The organism is Alcaligenes sp. SJTW-7 (assembly GCF_047716895.1).
Classification (GTDB): Bacteria; Pseudomonadota; Gammaproteobacteria; order Burkholderiales; family Burkholderiaceae_B; genus Alcaligenes; species Alcaligenes ammonioxydans.
The window spans coordinates 1,405,386-1,424,595 of record NZ_CP136682.1 but is presented as its reverse complement, the minus strand read 5'-3'; the positions used below and the strand labels follow the sequence as shown (position 1 = coordinate 1,424,595).

Sequence of the window (19,210 nt, the reverse complement as noted above, 5' to 3'; positions counted from 1 at the left end):
GTCGCTTCTCTCAAACGCCAGGGCCCACGCCCTGGCGTTCCTGTTTGGCCAGCCGCAGCCAGTGTTCTATACGGCCCAGGGCATAGCGCGCGCTTTGCTGACGGATTTCATCCCGTGTGCCGTCAAACACAATCGTCTCGGTATACACGACCAAAGGATCAAACTTGTCCTGCGGCTTGAACAGCCACGCAAAGCACTGCGTTCCGGCGGGAATCTGTGGCTCGGCAATATCATCGGCCACGCCGGTATTGGCAATGATCAGATTGGCCGGAGTCAGTTGCGCTGCGCCTTTGGCCATGGCTCTGGCTACCGCTTCACTGCACAGATTGTTTTCCGACAGCACGCTTTGGTCCACGCCCAGACAACGATACTTGGCTTGTGGCGAATAGGTCACAAACGCGCAGTCGAGTACGGCTGCCGCCCCCTTCTGGTCGGCCAGGGTGGATGCAATCAAACCCGCCGTGCATGATTCCGCCGTTGCCAGCGTCAGCTTGGCATCGCTCAGGATATTGACCAGGCTAGCCAGATCCAGATCTTTCATGACAAACCCTCCTTATCAGGACACAAGGACGGTTTATTCAAACATAAAGAAATACGGCAGGAAATAAAGTTCCGCGTTCTCTCACCATCTGGAACATGCGCTTACGTGTCAGCAACCTGCCCTGAATGCTGTCCAAACAGGCTGCTCATATCGCTGGCTTTCAGGCCCAGATTGCTGGCCAACATGTCAAAACAGCGCAAGGCCGTCTTAATATCCTGTTCGGGAATGCCGGCAAACAAGGGGGCGCGCGACTGGCGCAACAGTTCCAGCAAATGCGCATGAAAGTCACGTCCTTTGTCCGTCAGACACAATAGCCGCGCCCGTTTGTCCTGCTCGTCGGGCACACGTTCGAGCAAACCCGTCGATTCCAATTGATCAATCAGACGAACCAGTGTCGGGCCCTCCAGACGCATCATGCGCGCCAACTGGCCTTGACGTATGGGTTCGCCCAGCTGAGCCAGATAACGAATAGGCAGGATGGTGGCCTCGGACACACCGTAACGCCCCAGCGTCTGGTCCAGCTCACGACGGTAAAGACGCGCCAGCACAATCATGGACAAGCCAAACCGTTCATACAGTTGGTGATTCATCAGGTCGACTCCACAGCACGAGGCACCGTATTAGGGGGGTAAGCATAAACCAGAACGGGAGTAGCCCCCAGCAAGGACTGAGCAACATCCCGGATCGCCTCTGCCAGCACAGGATCGGCACAAGATTGACTGATACGCAGCAACTGTTGAGCCAGCTCCTGCGGCTGGCTCTCAAACCCCTCCAGCAGTTCACATACCAGACTGACGCAAGTCTGCTGCGGCGCGCCCCGCCTGCCCAGACGCTTCAATGCCACAATCCCATGCCCCAGATTGATCAGCGACACCAGACCCTGCGGCGCTTGCTCCCCCATCCAGTGCAGCAGGCGCACCCACTGCCGGGCCACCCGTGCCCGCCAGACGCGAAACAGGCGTGGCCGGGAACGACGGATCAAGGGATACAGCTCGCGCACCACCCGCCGCACCAAAGCCTGCCCACGCGGGTGGGTACGACGCGGCAACAGAAAAAAGGCGCTGCATACCACCGCAGAACCCGCCAGCAAAGGCACGGACTCCTTGATGATGAGCGGCCAGCTAACGGCTGCCATACCCGCCTGACTGGCCAGTTGGAAACACATATTGGCATCCAGCGCCCAAGCAGATGTGGGGCGATTGGCCCGCAACAAACCACCCACCACCACAAAAGGCAGCACTGAAACGATGACCTGCCAGTCCGTCACCAAATAGCCCTGAACCAGATAGCGATAGAGGCTGGCCACCAGCACGCCCACCGTAATTCCGGTGAACATGGTGCGACTCATCAGCTGCGGACGTGGCATGGAGCCCAAAATAATGGAGAAAGTACATACCCCCATCGCCATCAGCTCCAGTGCCGGACTGGACAAGGCAAAGGCAAGCGCCCCTGCACTGAAGGTAGCCAAGGCGCTAATCAAGCCGGTACGTGTTGCCAGAGGCCAGTCCACCGACCGTGCCGGGGTGGCCAAGAACCGGTGAGGGCCCCGACGGGCTGGTGTCCGAGCGGCAAACAGACCCGTTTCAGCCCGCCGAATCTGCCCCATGGCTCGACGCAACCGCGCCAAACTGATTTGCTCGGGCGGCCTGACGCCGGTTTTTTCCAACACCGTCAAAGAATGCCCCTGCTCCAGACGCTGCGCCTGCTCCAGCAAGAACTGCGCCTCATCGGCGGCGGGCAAACGACCCCGCTCTCTTTGGCGCACAATCAGCTCACTGGCGGCCAACAGCTCGATCACGGCATATAAAAACGCGTCCACATAGGGCAGGCGACGATAAGCATCCCAGGAACCGGCAGCCGTAATACGGGCCTGAGCATCCAAGTCCACTATTACCTGCCTTATCCGTGCGGACAGGGCCGGGTCCGACTCTTTATAAGCAGGGCCCAGCGCATGCGCCGCCAGACGCAAAGCGTCCGCCGCCAGAACACGCACCCGTTGGTAATACGTTTGGCGCTGGCTATGCGGCGTCGTGCGGGAGCACAGGACGGTAGTGACCACTACCCCGATCAGGGTGCACTGCACGCGCGACAACGCCAGATCCAAGGAGCTGTCTGGCGAGAGCACCGAGGGCAGGACCACCACGCCAATCGTGATGCCCGCCAACATGGGCAAATATGACAAGGCACCCCGCAACACATGGGTCAAGGCGGAGGCCACCCCGACTACCAGGGCCATGCCCAGCAATTGCCAATAAGGGTGGGGCAAATGCAGAAAGGCCAGCCCCAGCCCTGCCCCTGCCAGGGTTCCCACTATTCGCCACAAGGCGCGCTCATACACCAGTCCCCGATAGGGCTGGGACAGAACCCACACTGGCATGGCGGCCCAGAACGGGTTGTCGACAGACAGCAAAACCGCAATCGCAAACGACAAGCCGGCAGCCAACGCCATGTTTAAACCATGCAGCAGCGCAGGCCTGTCCAGCTGGAGCCAGGGAAAAGAAACAGACATAAAAGAAAGGGACGTCTAAACGAGCGAAACTTCAATTATATAGATAGCTCACCTATCTATTCAATTGTCGAGTCGTGGCGCAGAGTGCCACTTGCGCTACGGCTTGTCTCAAGGACCTGGCGCTCGAATGCAAACCGCTGCTCGCCGTGGCGGCACAAGCCTGTCTGCCCCGTTTCCAAGGCTTTTTCTACGTCAACCCTTTGCAGCAAATCGGGACTTTTTCTGCAAGGTCGCCTTTCATTGTCAGTTTTCATTAACTATCGCAGCCCAGGCATAGTCAAACCGTACGGGGCCGTTCTATGATGTGGGCATCCTGATGGGCAGGTACCCGAAATCCTGTTCCCTCACCCCGTTTTTATGGCAGGAGTCTTTATGCAAAAGTGGCTGACACGCTACACCGCCTTCTACATCATCATTGGTCTTACCGCCTTTTTCTTGCTGTTGTCCCTGTTCAAGAGCGCGAGCTGGTTATGGCTGGCCATTCCCGGGCTGGCCCTATGCGTGCAAGGTTTGGTCGATATCACTCAGACTCGTCATGCCATTCGTCGCAATTACCCGGTTATTGGCAATCTGCGCTTTATTTTTGAAGCCATTCGACCTGAAATTCGCCAGTACTTCCTGGAAGGCGATGAGCAGCAACTGCCCTTCTCGCGTGCCGATCGCTCCTTGGTGTACCAGCGTGCCAAACAGCAGATCGACAAGCAGCCCTTTGGCACCCATCAAGAGGTCTATAACAACGGCTACGAGTGGATCAATCACTCCATGACGCCCAAACACATCAAGGACTCGCAGTTCCGAGTGCAGGTGGGCGGGCCAGACTGTACGCAGCCCTACTCGCTGTCTGTGCTGAACATCTCGGCCATGAGTTTTGGGGCGCTGTCGGCCAATGCCATTCTGGCGCTGAACAAGGGCGCCAAAATGGGCAACTTTGCCCACGATACAGGCGAAGGCGGCATCAGCACGTATCATCTGCGCCATGGCGGAGATCTGATCTGGAACATCGGGTCGGGCTATTTTGGTTGCCGCGATGAGCACGGCAACTTCTCACCCGAGCGTTTCGCCGAGCGTGCGACCCAGGATCACATCAAGATGATTGAAATCAAGCTGTCGCAAGGGGCCAAGCCTGGCCACGGCGGCATCTTGCCCGGCACCAAAGTGACGGCCGAAATCGCGCTGGCGCGGGGCGTCCCGGAGGGCGTGGATTGCAACTCCCCGGCCAGTCACAGCGCGTTCCGCACACCCGTGGAGCTATTGGAGTTCGTCGCTCAACTACGTACCTTGTCCGGCGGCAAACCGGTGGGCTTTAAACTGTGCATCGGACACCCCTGGGAGTGGTTTGCAATTGCCAAAGCCATGCTCAAAACCGGCATTACTCCCGACTTTATCGTCGTCGATGGGGCCGAAGGCGGAACCGGAGCTTCTCCCGTCGAGTTCATTGACCATGTGGGCACGCCCTTGCGCGAAGCCCTGCGCCTGGTTCATAACACCTTGGTCGGCATCGGCCTGCGTGAGCAGATTCGTCTGGGCGCCTCGGGCAAGATCATCAGTGCTTTTGACATGGCACGCATCATGGCCCTGGGCGCGGACTGGTGCAATAGCGCCCGCGGCTTCATGTTTGCGGTGGGCTGCATCCAGGCCCAGGCTTGTCATACCGACAAATGCCCGACAGGCGTGGCTACCCAAGACCCGCAGCGTCAAAAAGCGCTGGTGGTTGACGACAAATCCTTGCGCGTGGCCAGTTTCCACGGCAATACGCTCAAAGCGCTGGCCGAGCTGCTGGGTGCTGCCGGGCTGGAGCACCCTGACCAGCTGCGCCCCCACCATATTGCCCGCCGCATCAGCAACGGCGAAGTCCGGGTTCTGTCGGCCCTGTTCCCCGATTTGAAGAAAGGTGAGCTGTTGCGCGGCCACTACCGCCAAACCATTTTCCGGGTGGGCTGGCCCATGGCCAACCCCGACTCTTTCGAGCCCGCCTACAGCCTGAGCAAAGCCTTGTCGTACCTGAACGATGAGGCCGAGCCGGACGACATCATCAAAAAACAGGATATGGCTGACAGCGCGGGCCAGGCGCTGGCCTGAGCAGCGATGGCGGCAGTTTCCCTAACGAGACTGCTGCACTGTCCCTATTCCGGCATCCACTTCTCCATACACCTGCACGCCGGATGACCGACTCCAGCCTGTGTCAGAGGAACGATCCGCAGTTGAGCACGCCATCAGTCCGCCGACCATGAGCAAAGCGCCCAGCACTCCATAAATCTGTCGCATATCAAGCTCCTTGATGATAGGCAAATACTGTGCCACAGAATCTGGGCAAACAGATTTCCATCTGTACTAGAATGCTGAGATCATGATCAGGCACTGCGCACTTTCCTTCTCGGGTACTCGCAGCCGGTTTTTACTGGTGCTGGCACTGTGCGCCCTGCTGCTGCGCGGACTGATCCCCAACGGCTACATGCCGAGTGCCAATCCGGACAACGCCGCCGCCCTGAGCCTGTGCGTTCAAGGCGACTCCTTCCTGGCGCAATGGAGCGCTCAGCTCCCCGACCCAAAACACGATGAGCAGCACAGCCTGCATGCCGCCTGTCTGTTCGCGCAGGCCCAGGCGCAAAAAGCTCTTAACGATGGGCCCAGTCCCGCCTGGGATCTGGCACCCACACTCCCTCATATCTGGGACACTGCCCAACAGGCGGCGGCTCCCGTTCTTCCCCTAACGGGCCCGCCCCTGAGTGCGCGCGGCCCGCCTTCCTCGCTCGCTTGCTGACCTGCCCCGGCTGCCCGACGCGGCCACCTTATGTTGTCAATTAGCGGGATATTTCTATGAACGCCTCCTTCTCTCGCCGCCAGCTTTTGCTTGCCATGCTGGCGACTCCTTTGGTCCTGAGCGCCTGCGGCGACAAGGCCCCCAAGCAACCAGCCTTCCGTAACCTGGAAGGGGTGGACATGAGCAGCGCCGACTTTGCCAAGGATTTCAGCTTGCTGGATACCGAAGGCCAACGTCGTACGATGGCGGACTACCGTGGCAAGATCGTGCTGATCTTTTTTGGGTTTACCCAATGCCCTGACGTCTGCCCGACTGCACTGACTCGTGCCGTCGACATCAAGGAGCAGCTCGGTGAGGATGGCGACAAGCTGCAGGTCTTGTTTATCTCCATTGACCCAGAGCGCGACACGCCCGAACTGCTGCGTGCCTACATGCAGGCTTTTGACCCCGGTTTCGTGGCTCTGCGCCCCACCGAAGAAGAGCTGGCCAAAACCGCCAGCGACTTCAAAGTCTTTTACCAAAAGGTTCCGACCGGCTCCAGCTACACCATGGACCACAGTGCCTTGACCTATGTGTATGACACCCAAGGCAAGCTGCAAATTGCCCTGCGCCATACGCAAACGGCTGACGAAGCCGCGGCTGATATCCGCCAGGTGCTGGCTTTGAGCAAGTGAACCCCAACAGGATAACCAATATGAAACGTACGATTGCGAGCTCTCTATTCTCCCTGGCCGCTTTGTTGAGCCTGCCCACTCTGGCGCAGGCCGAAGTCACTGTGACTGATCCCTGGGTACGCGCCACCGTTCCTGGCCAACAGGCGACCGGCGCCTTCATGGTGCTCAAGTCCACTGACAACGCCCAATTGCTGGGTGCCAGCAGCAGCCTGAGCAAACAGGTTGAAGTGCACGAAATGGCTATGGACAACGAGGTCATGCGTATGCGCCAGGTTGAGAAAATCGACCTGCCCGCGGATACAGCAGTGGACTTGAAACCGGGCGGCTACCACATCATGCTGCTGGGTTTGGACAAGCAGCTTGAAGTGGGCAGCTCCGTGGATCTCACTTTGGAGATCCTGAATGCCGCCGGCCAGAAAGAGGAGCTGAAGGTTCATGCCCCCGTACGCGCCTTGAACAGCAAGGCGGGCCAAGGCCACCACGGCGCGCACGGCGGCCATTGAACCCGTGTCATCCGGCCCGATAGCCGCTCCGTTCATGGAAGAAAAGGCCGGGTTTCACATTTGCGGGTTTTCCATAATTGGCAGGTTTTGATTAGCTGACGTACAGTGAAATCACTGACAAAGTGTCAGTAAGCTGCCTGAAACGCAGCTTTCCAAAACTGCCATCATGGTAGTTCACCGCCGCCAGAGCGGCCACAGGCCCTACCGCAACGGTAGGGCCTTCGTCTTTTGGCCGTCGCCCTTCAGACACAATGCCCCTGCCTTTGCGTAACACTAGGCCCCTGCCCGGGTCTGGAGTACAGTTAAAACCGTAGCGCCGGTTTAACCTTGCAAGGAGTATGCAGATGGCCTCACGTCCTCATGACACCAATCGCTCTGAATTGCTACGTCAACTACCTTTGAAGCCAGGATGGTTTATTGGTCTGGGCATCGCCCTGATTATTCTGGGTCTGATCGCCTTGATCTATGTCGTAGGTGCCACGGTTGCCAGCGTCGTTTACATCGGTATCCTGATGAGCATAGGCGGGGTGCTGCATCTTATCCATGCCTGGAGCTCCAAAGGCTGGCGTGGCTTTCTATTCTGGAGTTTGAGTGGCATTTTGTACTTGTTCGCCGGTCTGATTGCCATCAGCAATCCTCTGATGGGCGCGACATTGCTGACCCTGGTTTTTGGCGCTTTCCTGATCGCATCCGGAGCATTCCGGCTGTGGATCTGGTTTCAGAATCGCGCCCAGGCTGGCGGCGGCTGGATGGCCTTTTCCGGACTGATCACGCTGGCGGCGGGGCTGATCATTGCTGCTGGCTGGCCAGGCAATAGTGTCTGGATTTTAGGCCTGATCCTGGGGATCGACCTGCTGACTCAAGGTTGGGCCAGCCTGTTGCTGGGCATGGCCATCAAACGCAACGAAGCCTGATGTCACCTGAGCCGACCCTGAGTGCTCGCCGCCCTGAACACGACGAGCGTCTTTGACCTGACTGGCTCATCACACCATGCCCGTCCCGCAACACATGTGGGTCGGGCATTTTACGATCTCGCCGTGGGCACCCAGATTGTCAGCCCCGAAATCAGCCGCCTCTGTTCAGCCCTCCAGTCTCGGCAGTGCCGCATCACGCCCCCGTAACCAGGGCTGGCGTGTATGCGCCAGCATCGGTCCGTCACCTGGGCTGTCACCATAAGCCATGTCCAGCTCCACGGGCTTGTCACCCAGCCATGCCTGAAGGCGACGCACTTTTTCCTCTCCCCAGCAATTGGCGCTGGCCAGGCCCCTACAACCTTTGTGCTCATCAAATGCCAAATCGGTCGCCAGCACCTGAGCCATCCCCTGCTCGTGCGCCCAGAGCTGTAAATATATGGACGGCGAGGCACTGACCAGCAACACCGTGTCCCCTCGCTCACGATGCGCACGAACCCGTTCCATCATCTCCGGGCGTAGAATCCGTGGCAGATAATCCCGTACATAAACGTCTGCCAAGGCCTGAACCTGCGCACAGCTCAATCCACCCAGGGCACTGCGCAGAAAACAATGCTTGATCGCCTGACGACGCAGCGGCCCCCGATCCCAAACGAGAAAGCGCGGCACACAAGCCAGGTAGGCCCGAATACAGACCGGCCAGCCTCGCATGCGACGGATGAAGTCCTGCAAGCTGTCCCGGTCTGTAATGGTGCCATCAAAATCAAATGCGACCAGCACACGCGCCCCTTTCATTGTGGAAAAAAAGAGCTAGTGTACGGGGGAAAGCCATGCTTCCCAAGTCAAGCTTTACAAGGCCCAACCACCCAGATAGAAGACGGCCAAGGCAAGGGCAATCAGCACGGTACCTACATTGAGGCGGCGCAGCTCACCTGAAAACAGGCGCCCCAGCACCAACGTACAAAAACCCAGCATGATGCCCGTGACAATATTGACAGTCAGCACGATAAACACCGCGCACACCAGGCCTGCCATCGTATCGACCGTATCGTCGGTATTCAGATGACGCACGCCACCCAACATCAGCAAGCCCACATACATGAGGGCCGGTGCCGTTGCATAGGAGGGTACCAATGCAGCCAGAGGCGAGAGGAAAATCAGCATCAAAAAGCCCAGCCCGACCACCACCGCGGTCAAACCAGTCCGCCCCCCTGCCGCGGTACCGGCAGCAGACTCAATGTAGGCAGCAGCGGGCGATGCCCCCAGACTGGCCGACACCAGGGAGCTGAGGGAGTCCGTTGTCAAGGCACGACTGCCATTGATGATCTGGCCGTCCTTGTCCAACTGTCCGGCATTGCCTGCCACCGCGCGAATCGTCCCTGTCGCATCAAACACCGCTGTCATCACCAAGGCCAGCACACTGGGCAACACAACCGCGTTCAAAGCGCCGCCAATATCCATGGTCCCAATCAGAGAGTGCTCCCCCAACAAACTGGGCATGGCGAACAGGCCTGTAAAACGCACATTGGGATCGAACACCAGGCCGATGGCAGACAAGCCCAGTATCACCAGCAAAATGCCCCCGGTTACGCGGCGTCGCTCCAGTCCAAAAATCGCTGCCAGACCCACGACGCTCAGCCAGACTGGCATGGAAGTTACATCCCCCAAAGCAACTGGCAAACCGGCGCCCGTATTGCGAGTGACCAGGCCCACTTCATTGGAGGCAATCATCAATAGGAACAGACCAATGCCTATGCCCGTGCCGTGCGCGATTCCCAACGGCAGATTGCGCAAGATCCAGGTACGAATGCCAGTGGCCGAAATCAGGGTGAAGATCAAACCCATCAGAAAGACCGCGCCCAGCGCCACGGCTGGACTGAGCTGCTGCCCCAGAACCAGATCGAAAGCCATAAATGCCGTCAGAGACAGGGCGCAGCCCACGGCAATAGGCAGATTCGCCCAGAACCCCATCAGCAAAGAGCCCAGGGCGCTGGTCAGACAGACCGCCACGAAAACAGCGGAAGTATCAAAACCCGCCTTACCCAGCATGGAAGGCACGACAAATACGGAATACACCATTGCCAGAAAGGTGGTCAGCCCTGCCAATACCTCCTGACGCAGGGAACTGCCGCGCTCTGTATAGGCAAAATGTTGTTGCAACCAACCACCCGTAAGCGGCGGAGCCAAGGCCTCCTGCCCTGGCCGCAATGCGGATTCTTGCTCAGCCATACTCCATGCTCCTTTATCAGTATTGTGATGTCTGAAACGGTGCGTTGCCGTCATCAGGAATCAGTAATGGACAGGTCCCGCCCCCCCAGGGGCAAGGCGCCTCTCACGACCTGAATCAAAAGCGGGCGTTGAGCAAAGACAAGTCCTGCCCCTGCCCGCAACAGAATGCAGACATGGGCAGAAAGAAGAGGTATACGGGGGTGTCTCCGACCGAACCGAGGCCTTTGCGGCGCTTCTTTTGATCCCGATAATGGGAAGTGAGGCTCATTCTACGAGCCGTCCGGGACAGGAAAATCACCTCTGGGTAATGAGGGTTATCAATCGCTTTGCCGGTCCGATACCGGCACATAGGCCTGGCCGATGAACTGCTGTCGCAGCTCCTGCCACTGGGCCTGCATCGCCTGAATCTGCGCGGGCTCGGGGCGCAGGCGTCCCGGTTCAAGCTGCATGAGGGCCAGCCCATATTTGGCTGCCGACAACTCCTGGGCCACGCTGGCCGACTGCTGCACGGCCTGGGCCGGGCGCGTTTGCCACATGGCTCCCAAACCCACCAGACCTTCCGCTGCCTTGCCCAGGCGCTGACGCACCGACCCCGCGATACTGACAGGCCAGACCTGGGTAAACATCAGATACATCACCGCATTGCCCAGCAAAATACCAATCACCCGGTCACGGGCCGAGTCCAGATCGAAGCTGGGGCCAAAGCCCTGCAAAACCACCAGATAAAAGGCAAAAGCAATTTGAATACCGGCATAAGAAATACGTTCGGGCCCGTAAAACACCCAGGCACCCAGCAAGGACACCAGAAACACCAAAGCCATCAAGGCGCCAATATCCTGCAAATACGGCATGATGAACAAGATCGTCACAAAGCCGAGCGCCGCCCCAAGCAGGCATCCCACAATCCGCAAGGCCAGCTTGTGAACGGTTTCCCCGGTCGAACCCAAGGCAGCCACATAACAGGTAATCATGGCGGTATGAATGCCCTGCCAGTCCGCCGCGCTGTAGATCAAATAACACAATACAGCGGCTGCTGTCGCCTTCAGGGCATGATGCTGATAAACCGGGTTGCGGAACGCATCAGGGACCATGAACGACTCCTTCTCGGGGTCCGCCTTGCCAATGGACACGGCTCCCGACAAGGCCAACAAGGCATCGCGCAAGTCCTGCACGGCCAAGGCACTGGAAGCAGACAGCTCGGGCAAGTCCTGACCTGACGGCAGGCGCCCCTGCTCGATGGCTTGAGCACTGCGTTCACAATACGGAGCAAAGACGGCCGACTGCTCCGTATCCAGACCTTGATCCCGCAAGACAGCCACCGCCAGCAAGGCTCGGTACACATTGAGAATAGCTTGCTCCAGCTCTGCCTGCTCATGAGCAGGCCGCAAGTGAAACAATCTGATCCATCCCAATCGCTTCTGTTGAGCGCTGACGCCCAATGCCAGTTCATCCCACAAATCCTGTGTATCGGCCTGCCCCTGCAAGCCCTGCGCGGCCAGTCGCAAACGAGCAGCCAGTTCGCGACGCAACACCTTGTGCGGGTACAAACCCAAACACAGATTGAAGATCAGTACCAAGGCCATGGGCGAGGCGGTCATCAACCAGGCATAGAGCACCGCACGGGTAGCAATTTCGCCAAAAGGCACATAACCGAGCAAGGTCAGTACAAAAGCGATGACCAAGGCAATAATGCCCCCCAGCGGCCCCAGCTTGCTGGCCACGCCCAGAAACAGCAGCACAAAGGAAGTGAGCACCATGGCCAGCAGACGCCAGGCCGGGAACTGGATCGTGACCTGAATCAACGGCACCATCAACAGCACCACCACCGACACCAGCACGACCAGCGCCAGGGCCAGCACCGAACTTTCACCCGCATCGGACTTCATCACAAAAAAGATGACGAAGCAGCTGACGGCCGACTCGGGAATGCCGTAGTTCATGGCCAACAACACCATCAGGGCGCACAAAACTGCTACGCGCCAGCTCAGCGCCAAACGGCCGGGAGTGGGCTGCAGATCCTGCCACACCAGCCGGGCCAGACCCAGCGAGCCGGTTTCAGCAGTTGCCATCGCGATGAATGATGGTGGTGGCCGAGGCGCCCATGCGCATCAGATCCGCAGGGGGGGCATCCAGACGAATGCGCACCGGGAAGCGTTGCGCCACCCGTACCCAGTTCAGGGATTTTTGTATGTAAGGCAGGCTGCGCGGCAGGTTGATCTGCTCCTGACTACTCACGCCCCAGCCGATTTCCTCGACTTTGCCCGAGAGCTTGCGCGAAGGGTCCGACAGCACGTAGACCGTCGCGCAATGGCCAGGCTTGATCTCTTTCAGGTCGGTTTCACGGTACATGCCAGTGACATACCAGGAGTCGGTATCAAGCAAGGTGAACACAGAAATGCCCGGCATCAAATGCTCTCCCGACCCGACACGCAGACCGACGATACGGCCATTGTGCGGAGCCTTGACCTGGGTATGTTCCAGATCGCGCTGGGCCATCGCCAAGCCGGCCTGGCGCGCTTGCACCATCGCTTCCTCGGCCTGGGTATTGCCCACCAGCGCCTGGGCAGCACCCGACTGCTCTGTGGCCTGTTTCAAGGTGACTTGGGCATCGCGCAGCAAGGTATTGGCCTCATCCAGCTGCTGCTGAGAAACGTAGCCTTTGGCCGCCAGGTTCGCCAGGCGGCGCTGGCTTTGCGCAGCCATGGCCAGATTGGTCTTGGCGCGGGTGATCTGGTCGTCGGCAATGACCGCATTATGTCCTTCTGCCCGCACGGCCCGCTGCTTCATGTCCAGCGTGGCCTGAGCCAGCGCCAGCTCTGCCTGGGCCTGCTCCAGACGCAGCTGATAAAACACCGGGTCTACGGTAAAGAGCAAGTCATCGCGGCTGACATACTGCCCATCCTGCACCGCCATGCGCTCAATGCGCCCGGGCAGGGAGCTGGAAATGTGAACAACGTCAGCGCCAATCACCGCATCTTCAGACAGGGGATTATTGGCCAAACGCTGCAAATACCACCAGGCCAGGATAAGCGCGGCAACAACAATCAGCGCGCTCAATACACGGGCAAGGCCTTTACGAGAAGAAGATGTCTGTGCCTGGGTCATGGCTCAGTTACTCGAAGAAAAGAAGAAGTGCGGCAAACGTCAATGCCAGCGTCAGACAGGCGTAGACGGGCAGGCGCATGGGCAGGGCATCGTCCACACCCACACGGATCAACCCCCAACGAATCAACACGGTCAACAGCACGGCAAGCAACACGCACACCAGCCAGGCGGGGAAATACGAGCCTGCCATATAGACCGAAGGCGCAAGAGAACATCCGCCCAACAAAGGCAGCACTGTCAGACTGGCTGTAAGCGCACGCATGCGTGGCACCCCCCCGATTATTTTTAATACGATCCCCGTATCTTGCTCAGATAACTGCGAGGAATTGTACCTGAGCCCTTTCAGGCATAGACCTTTTATTCCTGCCGGATCGTACATCTGTGTCTCTCGCATTTTTACGCGTATAGTGACAAGCAACTTTCTGATAGGGCCTCAATGACCACCGTCATTTATACAGAATCGCCATGGACGACGTAAACCTGACCTTGAGCATGCTGGCTGCCGTTTTAATCAGCAACAGCATGGTAAAGATGATTCCCGTTGCCATCCCTGCCCCTTTGGTGCAGATCCTGATCGGCTTTTTGATCGCAGGTTGGTTCAATCACGGCATCACCCTGAATCCGGACCTGTTCTTTTATCTGTTTCTGCCGCCCCTGCTCTTTCTGGACGGCTGGCGCATTTCCAAAGAAGGTTTAATTCGAGATCGGATCGGCATTCTGGTTCTGGCTTTCATTCTGGTATTTTTGACCGTGTTCGGCTTGGGGCATGTTTTGCACTGGCTTATTCCCGCCATGCCCTTGCCAGTCGCTTTTGCATTGGCCGCCATTGTTTCGCCAACCGACCCGGTCGCCGTTTCCGCCATTACCCGGCGCGTGCCCTTGCCGCCACGACTGCAAGCCCTGCTCGAAGGTGAATCCCTGTTCAATGACGCCAGCGGACTGGTGGCGTTTCGGCTTGCTGTCGCCCTGGCTCTGGGCGGCTCTTTTTCAGTCACGGCAGCCAGCCAGAACTTCCTGTGGCTAACGCTTGTCGGCCTGGCCGTGGGTGTGGCAACCACGCGCGCCCTGCTGCTGGTGCGCAATCTCTTTGTGCGCCGCTGGGGCGAGGAGCCCGGGGCCGAAGTCCTGTTCAGCCTGCTGCTGCCCTTTGCGTCCTACTACCTGGCCGAGCAATGGGAAGCGTCCGGCATTCTGGCTGCTGTAGCGGCGGGCGTTACCATGAGCTATGCCGAACTCTCGGGCAATGCGCTGGCCGCCACCCGCATGCAGCGCAAGACCGTGTGGGACACCGTGCAACTGAGCTTGAACGGCATGATGTTTGTCCTGCTGGGCGAACAGTTGCCAGCCATTTTTCGGGGCGCGGTACAGGTGGTCCAAGAAACCGGCCACCACAATCCTGCCTGGCTGCTGGTGTATGCGGTGGCCATGTGTACCACCTTGATTGCACTGCGGTTTTTATGCGTGTACGGCTATTTATGGCTGCGACGAGGCCTTTCACTACTGGGGCTGCGTCATCACGACGAAACCGCTCAGGCCAATCCGCTGCTGGTGCTGGTCCTGTCGGTTGCGGGGGTGCGGGGCGCCGTCACCCTGGCCGGTGTCATGACCTTGCCGCTGACCTTAACGGACGGCAGTCCCTTCCCGGCCCGCGACCTGGCGATCTTTCTGGCCTCGGTCGTCATTATCGTCTCGCTGCTGACCGCCAGCCTGGTTTTACCTCCCCTGATGAAACGCGTCTCCTTTCCGACTTTGCGACGCCGCCAGGAGCAGGAAGAACTGGCCGAGCAGGCCGTGCGACACGCCAGTGCGCAATCGGTCGCGCAAACACTGAATGAACTGATTGCCCACAATCCCGAGTCCTCCGGAACGCGCTACACCGCCATGGCCGACCGGGTCCTGAGCGCCATTGCCCATAGCCCGCCCGCCGAAGGGGTTGACCAGGATCTGGCCGAACAGGAGTTGGAGAAAAACATGCAAATCCAAGCCATCCGCGCGGCTCGCAACGCCGTTTACACCCTGGCGCGTACCCGTCAGATATCCGATGAAATCGCTCGCGAACGGGTCCGATTACTGGACCTGATCGAATTGCGCATGTCTTGAGTCCGCTCTTTCTCTTTCCCCTACCTTTGATTTTTCAGGATGCCATGCAGACCTATTCTTACCTGGGCCATTCCCCTGCTCTGCGCCAACAACGTCTGGCTTATCGCCACGGTGTGCCGGCCTGTGTTTGCGCGCACCCCTCCATCCCTTTCATTCACAAGCGTCTGAGCGCAGCGGCCAGCTTTGCTCCCAACGCCACCCCAACAGGTCCGGCCTTCCAGTCCAACAATGCCTTGGAGCAAAAGCCGCTCGCCCTGTCCCCAAAACTTATTCTGAGCAATCTGCGCCTGTTCGATGGCCAGAGCACCGAGCTGAAAAACGGTCTGGCCGTTCAGATTGATCAGGGTCGCATCACAGCGGTCATGCCGGTAGCCGAGATTCCCGCCGATGCCACCGTCATGGATTGTCAGAATAAAGTGCTGATGCCCGGGCTGATTGACGCACACTGGCATAGTCTGCTGTGTGCAGTAGACCAGATGACCGCCATGATGGCCGACCCGGCTGATCTGCATTTGATTGCCAGCAAAGAAGCCGAGCGTACCTTGCTGCGCGGCTTTACCACCGTGCGCGATGCCGGTGGCCCCAGCTTCTCGCTAAAACGCGGTATTGATATGGGCTTGCTGCACGGTCCCCGCATCTACCCCAGCGGGGCGATGATTGCGCAAACCGGGGGGCACGCCGACTTCCGGATGCGTTACGAAGTCCCCCGGGCGCAGGGCGATCTGAGCCACACCGAACGGGCCGGGGTCACCTGTATTGCCGATGGGCCCGACCAGGTTCTGCGTCGCGTGCGTGAGCAACTGATGTTGGGGGCCAGTCAGATCAAGCTGATGGCTGGGGGCGGAGTGACGTCCTTGTACGACCCCCTGGAGGGATTGCAGTTTAGCGATGCAGAGCTGCGCGCCGCCGTCGGCGCCGCCAGCGACTGGGGCACCTACGTAATGGTGCACGTTTACTGTGCGCGCGGCATCCAGCGTGCCATCAAGGCGGGAGTCAAATCCATCGAGCATGGCCAACTGGCAGACGACGAAACGGCCCGCATGATGGCCGGCGAAGGCGTGTGGTGGAGTTTGCAACCATTCCTGGCCGACGAGGATGCCAACGTCCAGCGCGACCCACACAGCAAAGCCAAGCAGCAGCAGGTTGCCGTGGGCACTGTACGTGCCTACGAACTGGCCGACAAATACCAGATCCAGACCGCCTGGGGCACGGATATTTTGTTTACCCCCGCTCATCTTCCCCATCACGGCCGGATGCTGTCCAAACTGACCCGTTTTTATGAACCGCTCAAGGTGCTGAAAATGGCGACAGGAGACAATGGCCGCCTGCTGCAACTGTCCGGCCTGCGCCAGCCATATGAAGGCGAGCTCGGCGTCATTCGCCCTGGCGCTCTGGCCGATCTGCTGCTGATCGATGGCGAGCCCGAACACAGTCTGGACTTTCTGGAACAGCCCGACCAGAACCTGCTGCTGATCATCAAGGATGGCAAAATCTACAAGAACGCCCTGCCCGCCTGACCCTCACCCCCAGGAGATCCCATGCCAGACGACATCATGCAGCTATTCAAACTGATCGGCCTGGGGCTGGCATTTTTGCTGCCCATGGCCAACCCCTTAACCGCCATGGTGATGTACTTGTCTTTAGGCGAGAGCCTGAGTGCAGAGGAAAAAAAACAGCAGCTGCGCCAGGCAACGCTATGCGTGATCCTGGCCCTGCTGGTGACCTATTACGCCGGGTTGTGGATTACATCGGCCCTGGGCATTTCCATGGTGGACATACGTATCGCGGGCGGCCTGATCGTGGCCTACATCGGTTTCCGCATGCTGTTTCCTCCCGCTGTCAGTGACATGGTGTCCCAGGCCAACGATCAACATACGGCCTCGCACAACAATATCGCGTTTGTGCCCTTGACGCTGCCATCCACTGTGGGGCCCGGCACCATGGCTCTGGTCCTCAGTGCCTCGTCCCAAATGCATGGCATGCGCGGACAGTATGCCCAATGGGTCCTAATGGTGGCCCCTGTGATTCTGGCGGTTCTGATCGGCCTGATTTTTTTCATCTGCCTGCGCTCCTCCTTGAGCATCGTGCGTGTCATTGGTCATGGCGGCGTCGATGCCATCTCACGCATCATGGGGTTTTTATTGGTTTGCATGGCCGTGCAGCTGGTCCTGGAAGGCGGTCAGCAGTATGCTGCCACGCTGCTAACCCATTCTGCCGCCTCCTGAGTGTATGTTTATGTCTTGTTTGCCTGCTCTGCGTCTTAGCCTGAGCGTGACCGCCGTCCTGATCCTGACGGCCTGTGCGGCTCCGGATCATCGGTCCGTCGCTTCACCCGCCTCCGGCCAGGATGCCCCTGAGCCGCCCCGACTGACACTGGCCAACGAGCCGGGCCCCGAGTCCAGCCAGCCCATCCCTACGATCCGGGCGGGTCACGAATACAGCCTGCCTGAACTGATCGATCTGGCGCAACGCCTCAATCCCAGCACCCGTATCGCCTGGGGCGAGGCCCAGCAAGCTGCGGAAGCCGCCGGCATGGTGCAAAGCGCCTACCTGCCGCTTATTTCTGCCAGTGTGGTGGGCGGCTATATACGCAGTGATCGGGATGACAGTGTTCACATTCTGGGCAGAGAAATCGATGTGGACTACGACACCCATTTAAGTGGTGCCGTCCCTTCGCTTACCTTGAAATGGCTGCTGTTCGATTTTGGCAAGCGGGCAGCCTTGCAAAAGGCGGCGGACAAACTGGCCATGGCCAGCCGGATCACCTTCAGCGGTGTCCACCAGGCCGTTATTGCCGAGGTGTCCATCAGCTATTTCAACTACAACTCGGCCCGTCAGCGCGCGCGCATCTCTGCTCAAGGTCTGAAAAATGCCACCTTGATCGAAGACATTGCTCTGGAGCGGCAACGCAATGGCCTGGGCACCCAGATCGAAGTGGCCCAGGCGCGGCAACTCAAGGCACAGGCCCGTTTGCATCACGTCAATGCCAGCACACTGGCACGGCAGTCCTATCAGACGTTGTTGGGGGCCATTGGCCTGTCACCCGAGGCGGAGCTTTCGGTCGCGGACAGCGCCTCGCGGCCCTTGCCGGAAGACCTGGACATTCCCGGCAACGCAATCCTGAAAAAAGCCATTGCGCAGCGCCCTGATGTTCAGGCATTGCAAGCCGCGCATCAAGCCAGTCTGGCGGGCATCGAATCTGCCGAAGCGAGCTTCATGCCCAAATTGGCACTCATGGGCTTCATGTCCAAGCGCATGGGCTCACTGAGCGTCGGCAGCCTGCCAGAGATCAGCCCCCAAGCCTCCTCCCGGGGGGCCGTGCTGGCCTTAAGCATCCCGCTTTACGATGCAGGATTGCGCAACAAGCAAGTGCGCGAAGCCCAGTTACGCGCTGACACTGCGCGCGAACGTGTCGTCAAGACCGAGCAGGATGCCTACAAGCAACTGATCATCGCCGCCGATGCCTTGCGCGCAGCTCTGGAATCCCACCAGGCCGCCAGCAGTCTGGTCGAGGCCGCCCAGATCACCTACCAGGGCGCGCTGGAGTCTTATCAGGAAGGTCTGACCGGCATGACCTTGCTGACCGAAGCCCACACGGGGCTGCTGGGCGCCCAGGAGGCCCAGACTCTGGCCCATACGGCAGGGCTGGTGGGCTCCGTCAATCTCGCTTTTGCCATGGGTGAACTCAACCAGGCGCCCAAAGAGCCCTAAACCCTCAATCTTAAGCAGCGGCGCCTGGCCAACCCTGCCATCCGGCTGGGCCTGCCTCGAATGCCGGCCCAGTCAATCGGGGCAGGGGCTCCGGCCGAGCCCAGTCATCCACGAAGGGAGCCTCTCGCGGCTCCCTTTTCATGGGGGCAAAAAAGGTGTGCACCCA

General features: G+C 59.1%; 18 protein-coding genes. 9 read left to right on the top strand and 9 right to left on the bottom strand.

The window, feature by feature from the left end; genetic code table 11:
• Positions 1-10 precede the first annotated feature (10 nt).
• The 3 genes from RSQ48_RS06315 to RSQ48_RS06305 form a co-directional block, all read right to left on the bottom strand.
• The gene (locus tag RSQ48_RS06315) at positions 11-541 is read right to left on the bottom strand and encodes a CinA family protein (RefSeq protein WP_131071474.1); all 531 of its coding nucleotides are present in this window, start codon (positions 539-541) and stop codon (positions 11-13) included.
• A gap of 101 nt (positions 542-642) precedes the next feature.
• A complete protein-coding gene (locus tag RSQ48_RS06310) occupies positions 643-1,131 on the bottom strand; it encodes a MarR family winged helix-turn-helix transcriptional regulator (protein WP_415302247.1) in 489 nt (162 codons plus the stop codon).
• Positions 1,131-3,050 carry an FUSC family protein gene (locus RSQ48_RS06305; RefSeq protein ID WP_415302246.1) on the bottom strand — a complete coding sequence of 640 codons (1,920 nt, stop codon included), beginning with the start codon at positions 3,048-3,050 and terminating at the stop codon, positions 1,131-1,133. Before RSQ48_RS06305 ends, RSQ48_RS06310 begins: the two co-directional genes overlap by 1 nt.
• Before the next feature lie 372 nt (positions 3,051-3,422).
• Here RSQ48_RS06305 and RSQ48_RS06300 point away from each other — a divergent pair, with 372 nt between their 5' ends.
• Positions 3,423-5,129: an FMN-binding glutamate synthase family protein gene (locus tag RSQ48_RS06300; protein ID WP_003801681.1), complete on the top strand. Its 1,707-nt coding sequence runs from the start codon at positions 3,423-3,425 to the stop codon at positions 5,127-5,129.
• A 21-nt stretch (positions 5,130-5,150) separates the two neighbouring features.
• On the opposite strand, the gene RSQ48_RS06295 is transcribed toward RSQ48_RS06300, so the two are convergent.
• Positions 5,151-5,315 (bottom strand): hypothetical protein, encoded by a 165-nt coding sequence (locus RSQ48_RS06295; RefSeq protein WP_157784347.1) that lies wholly within the window; start codon positions 5,313-5,315, stop codon positions 5,151-5,153.
• 82 nt (positions 5,316-5,397) lie between these two features.
• On the opposite strand from RSQ48_RS06295, the gene RSQ48_RS06290 reads away from it, so the two are divergent.
• From RSQ48_RS06290 to RSQ48_RS06275, 4 genes are all read left to right on the top strand, one after another.
• Positions 5,398-5,811 (top strand): hypothetical protein, encoded by a 414-nt coding sequence (locus RSQ48_RS06290; protein WP_415302245.1) that lies wholly within the window; start codon positions 5,398-5,400, stop codon positions 5,809-5,811.
• A gap of 56 nt (positions 5,812-5,867) precedes the next feature.
• Complete coding sequence (locus tag RSQ48_RS06285) at positions 5,868-6,485, top strand: SCO family protein (RefSeq protein WP_131071470.1); 618 nt, start codon at positions 5,868-5,870, stop codon at positions 6,483-6,485.
• 20 nt (positions 6,486-6,505) lie between these two features.
• A complete protein-coding gene (locus tag RSQ48_RS06280; RefSeq protein ID WP_131071469.1) occupies positions 6,506-6,988 on the top strand; it encodes a copper chaperone PCu(A)C in 483 nt (160 codons plus the stop codon).
• Positions 6,989-7,332: 344 nt separating this feature from the next.
• Entirely contained in the window at positions 7,333-7,902 is a 570-nt protein-coding gene (locus RSQ48_RS06275) for an HdeD family acid-resistance protein (protein WP_415302244.1), read from the top strand.
• Positions 7,903-8,067: 165 nt separating this feature from the next.
• Here RSQ48_RS06275 and RSQ48_RS06270 read toward each other — a convergent pair whose 3' ends face one another.
• From RSQ48_RS06270 to RSQ48_RS06250, 5 genes are all read right to left on the bottom strand, one after another.
• On the bottom strand, positions 8,068-8,679 hold the full coding sequence (locus RSQ48_RS06270) for an HAD-IB family hydrolase (protein WP_240209317.1): 612 nt from the start codon (positions 8,677-8,679) through the stop codon (positions 8,068-8,070).
• A gap of 69 nt (positions 8,680-8,748) precedes the next feature.
• Complete coding sequence (locus tag RSQ48_RS06265) at positions 8,749-10,128, bottom strand: NCS2 family permease (protein WP_003801691.1); 1,380 nt, start codon at positions 10,126-10,128, stop codon at positions 8,749-8,751.
• Between the two features lie 317 nt (positions 10,129-10,445).
• Positions 10,446-12,197 carry an FUSC family protein gene (locus tag RSQ48_RS06260; RefSeq protein ID WP_415302243.1) on the bottom strand — a complete coding sequence of 584 codons (1,752 nt, stop codon included), beginning with the start codon at positions 12,195-12,197 and terminating at the stop codon, positions 10,446-10,448.
• On the bottom strand, positions 12,184-13,233 hold the full coding sequence (gene mdtN, locus RSQ48_RS06255) for a multidrug transporter subunit MdtN (protein ID WP_415302242.1): 1,050 nt from the start codon (positions 13,231-13,233) through the stop codon (positions 12,184-12,186). Before mdtN ends, RSQ48_RS06260 begins: the two co-directional genes overlap by 14 nt.
• Before the next feature lie 7 nt (positions 13,234-13,240).
• A complete protein-coding gene (locus tag RSQ48_RS06250; protein WP_003801698.1) occupies positions 13,241-13,495 on the bottom strand; it encodes a YtcA family lipoprotein in 255 nt (84 codons plus the stop codon).
• A gap of 203 nt (positions 13,496-13,698) precedes the next feature.
• Between RSQ48_RS06250 and RSQ48_RS06245 the strand changes: the two genes are divergently transcribed.
• From RSQ48_RS06245 to RSQ48_RS06230, 4 genes are read left to right on the top strand one after another with little or no spacing between them, the layout of a single operon-like run.
• On the top strand, positions 13,699-15,333 hold the full coding sequence (locus tag RSQ48_RS06245; protein ID WP_003801700.1) for a Na+/H+ antiporter: 1,635 nt from the start codon (positions 13,699-13,701) through the stop codon (positions 15,331-15,333).
• A 44-nt stretch (positions 15,334-15,377) separates the two neighbouring features.
• On the top strand, positions 15,378-16,850 hold the full coding sequence (locus RSQ48_RS06240; RefSeq protein ID WP_003801702.1) for a metal-dependent hydrolase family protein: 1,473 nt from the start codon (positions 15,378-15,380) through the stop codon (positions 16,848-16,850).
• Positions 16,851-16,871: 21 nt separating this feature from the next.
• Positions 16,872-17,558, top strand: coding sequence for a MarC family NAAT transporter (locus RSQ48_RS06235; RefSeq protein ID WP_003801704.1), 687 nt, complete (start codon positions 16,872-16,874; stop codon positions 17,556-17,558).
• A 10-nt stretch (positions 17,559-17,568) separates the two neighbouring features.
• A complete protein-coding gene (locus RSQ48_RS06230; RefSeq protein WP_230406282.1) occupies positions 17,569-19,044 on the top strand; it encodes a TolC family protein in 1,476 nt (491 codons plus the stop codon).
• Positions 19,045-19,210: the final 166 nt, after the last annotated feature.

What these genes read in the sequence shown, in the direction of transcription:
- RSQ48_RS06315 (WP_131071474.1), bottom strand. Translation starts at nt 541, where the DNA reads ATGAAAGATCTGGATCTGGCTAGCCTGGTCAATATCCTGAGCGATGCC.
- RSQ48_RS06310 (WP_415302247.1), bottom strand. Translation starts at nt 1,131, where the DNA reads ATGAATCACCAACTGTATGAACGGTTTGGCTTGTCCATGATTGTGCTG.
- RSQ48_RS06305 (WP_415302246.1), bottom strand. Translation starts at nt 3,050, where the DNA reads ATGTCTGTTTCTTTTCCCTGGCTCCAGCTGGACAGGCCTGCGCTGCTG.
- RSQ48_RS06300 (WP_003801681.1), top strand. Translation starts at nt 3,423, where the DNA reads ATGCAAAAGTGGCTGACACGCTACACCGCCTTCTACATCATCATTGGT.
- RSQ48_RS06295 (WP_157784347.1), bottom strand. Translation starts at nt 5,315, where the DNA reads ATGCGACAGATTTATGGAGTGCTGGGCGCTTTGCTCATGGTCGGCGGA.
- RSQ48_RS06290 (WP_415302245.1), top strand. Translation starts at nt 5,398, where the DNA reads ATGATCAGGCACTGCGCACTTTCCTTCTCGGGTACTCGCAGCCGGTTT.
- RSQ48_RS06285 (WP_131071470.1), top strand. Translation starts at nt 5,868, where the DNA reads ATGAACGCCTCCTTCTCTCGCCGCCAGCTTTTGCTTGCCATGCTGGCG.
- RSQ48_RS06280 (WP_131071469.1), top strand. Translation starts at nt 6,506, where the DNA reads ATGAAACGTACGATTGCGAGCTCTCTATTCTCCCTGGCCGCTTTGTTG.
- RSQ48_RS06275 (WP_415302244.1), top strand. Translation starts at nt 7,333, where the DNA reads ATGGCCTCACGTCCTCATGACACCAATCGCTCTGAATTGCTACGTCAA.
- RSQ48_RS06265 (WP_003801691.1), bottom strand. Translation starts at nt 10,128, where the DNA reads ATGGCTGAGCAAGAATCCGCATTGCGGCCAGGGCAGGAGGCCTTGGCT.
- RSQ48_RS06260 (WP_415302243.1), bottom strand. Translation starts at nt 12,197, where the DNA reads ATGGCAACTGCTGAAACCGGCTCGCTGGGTCTGGCCCGGCTGGTGTGG.
- mdtN (WP_415302242.1), bottom strand. Translation starts at nt 13,233, where the DNA reads ATGACCCAGGCACAGACATCTTCTTCTCGTAAAGGCCTTGCCCGTGTA.
- RSQ48_RS06250 (WP_003801698.1), bottom strand. Translation starts at nt 13,495, where the DNA reads ATGCGTGCGCTTACAGCCAGTCTGACAGTGCTGCCTTTGTTGGGCGGA.
- RSQ48_RS06245 (WP_003801700.1), top strand. Translation starts at nt 13,699, where the DNA reads ATGGACGACGTAAACCTGACCTTGAGCATGCTGGCTGCCGTTTTAATC.
- RSQ48_RS06240 (WP_003801702.1), top strand. Translation starts at nt 15,378, where the DNA reads ATGCAGACCTATTCTTACCTGGGCCATTCCCCTGCTCTGCGCCAACAA.
- RSQ48_RS06235 (WP_003801704.1), top strand. Translation starts at nt 16,872, where the DNA reads ATGCCAGACGACATCATGCAGCTATTCAAACTGATCGGCCTGGGGCTG.
- RSQ48_RS06230 (WP_230406282.1), top strand. Translation starts at nt 17,569, where the DNA reads ATGTCTTGTTTGCCTGCTCTGCGTCTTAGCCTGAGCGTGACCGCCGTC.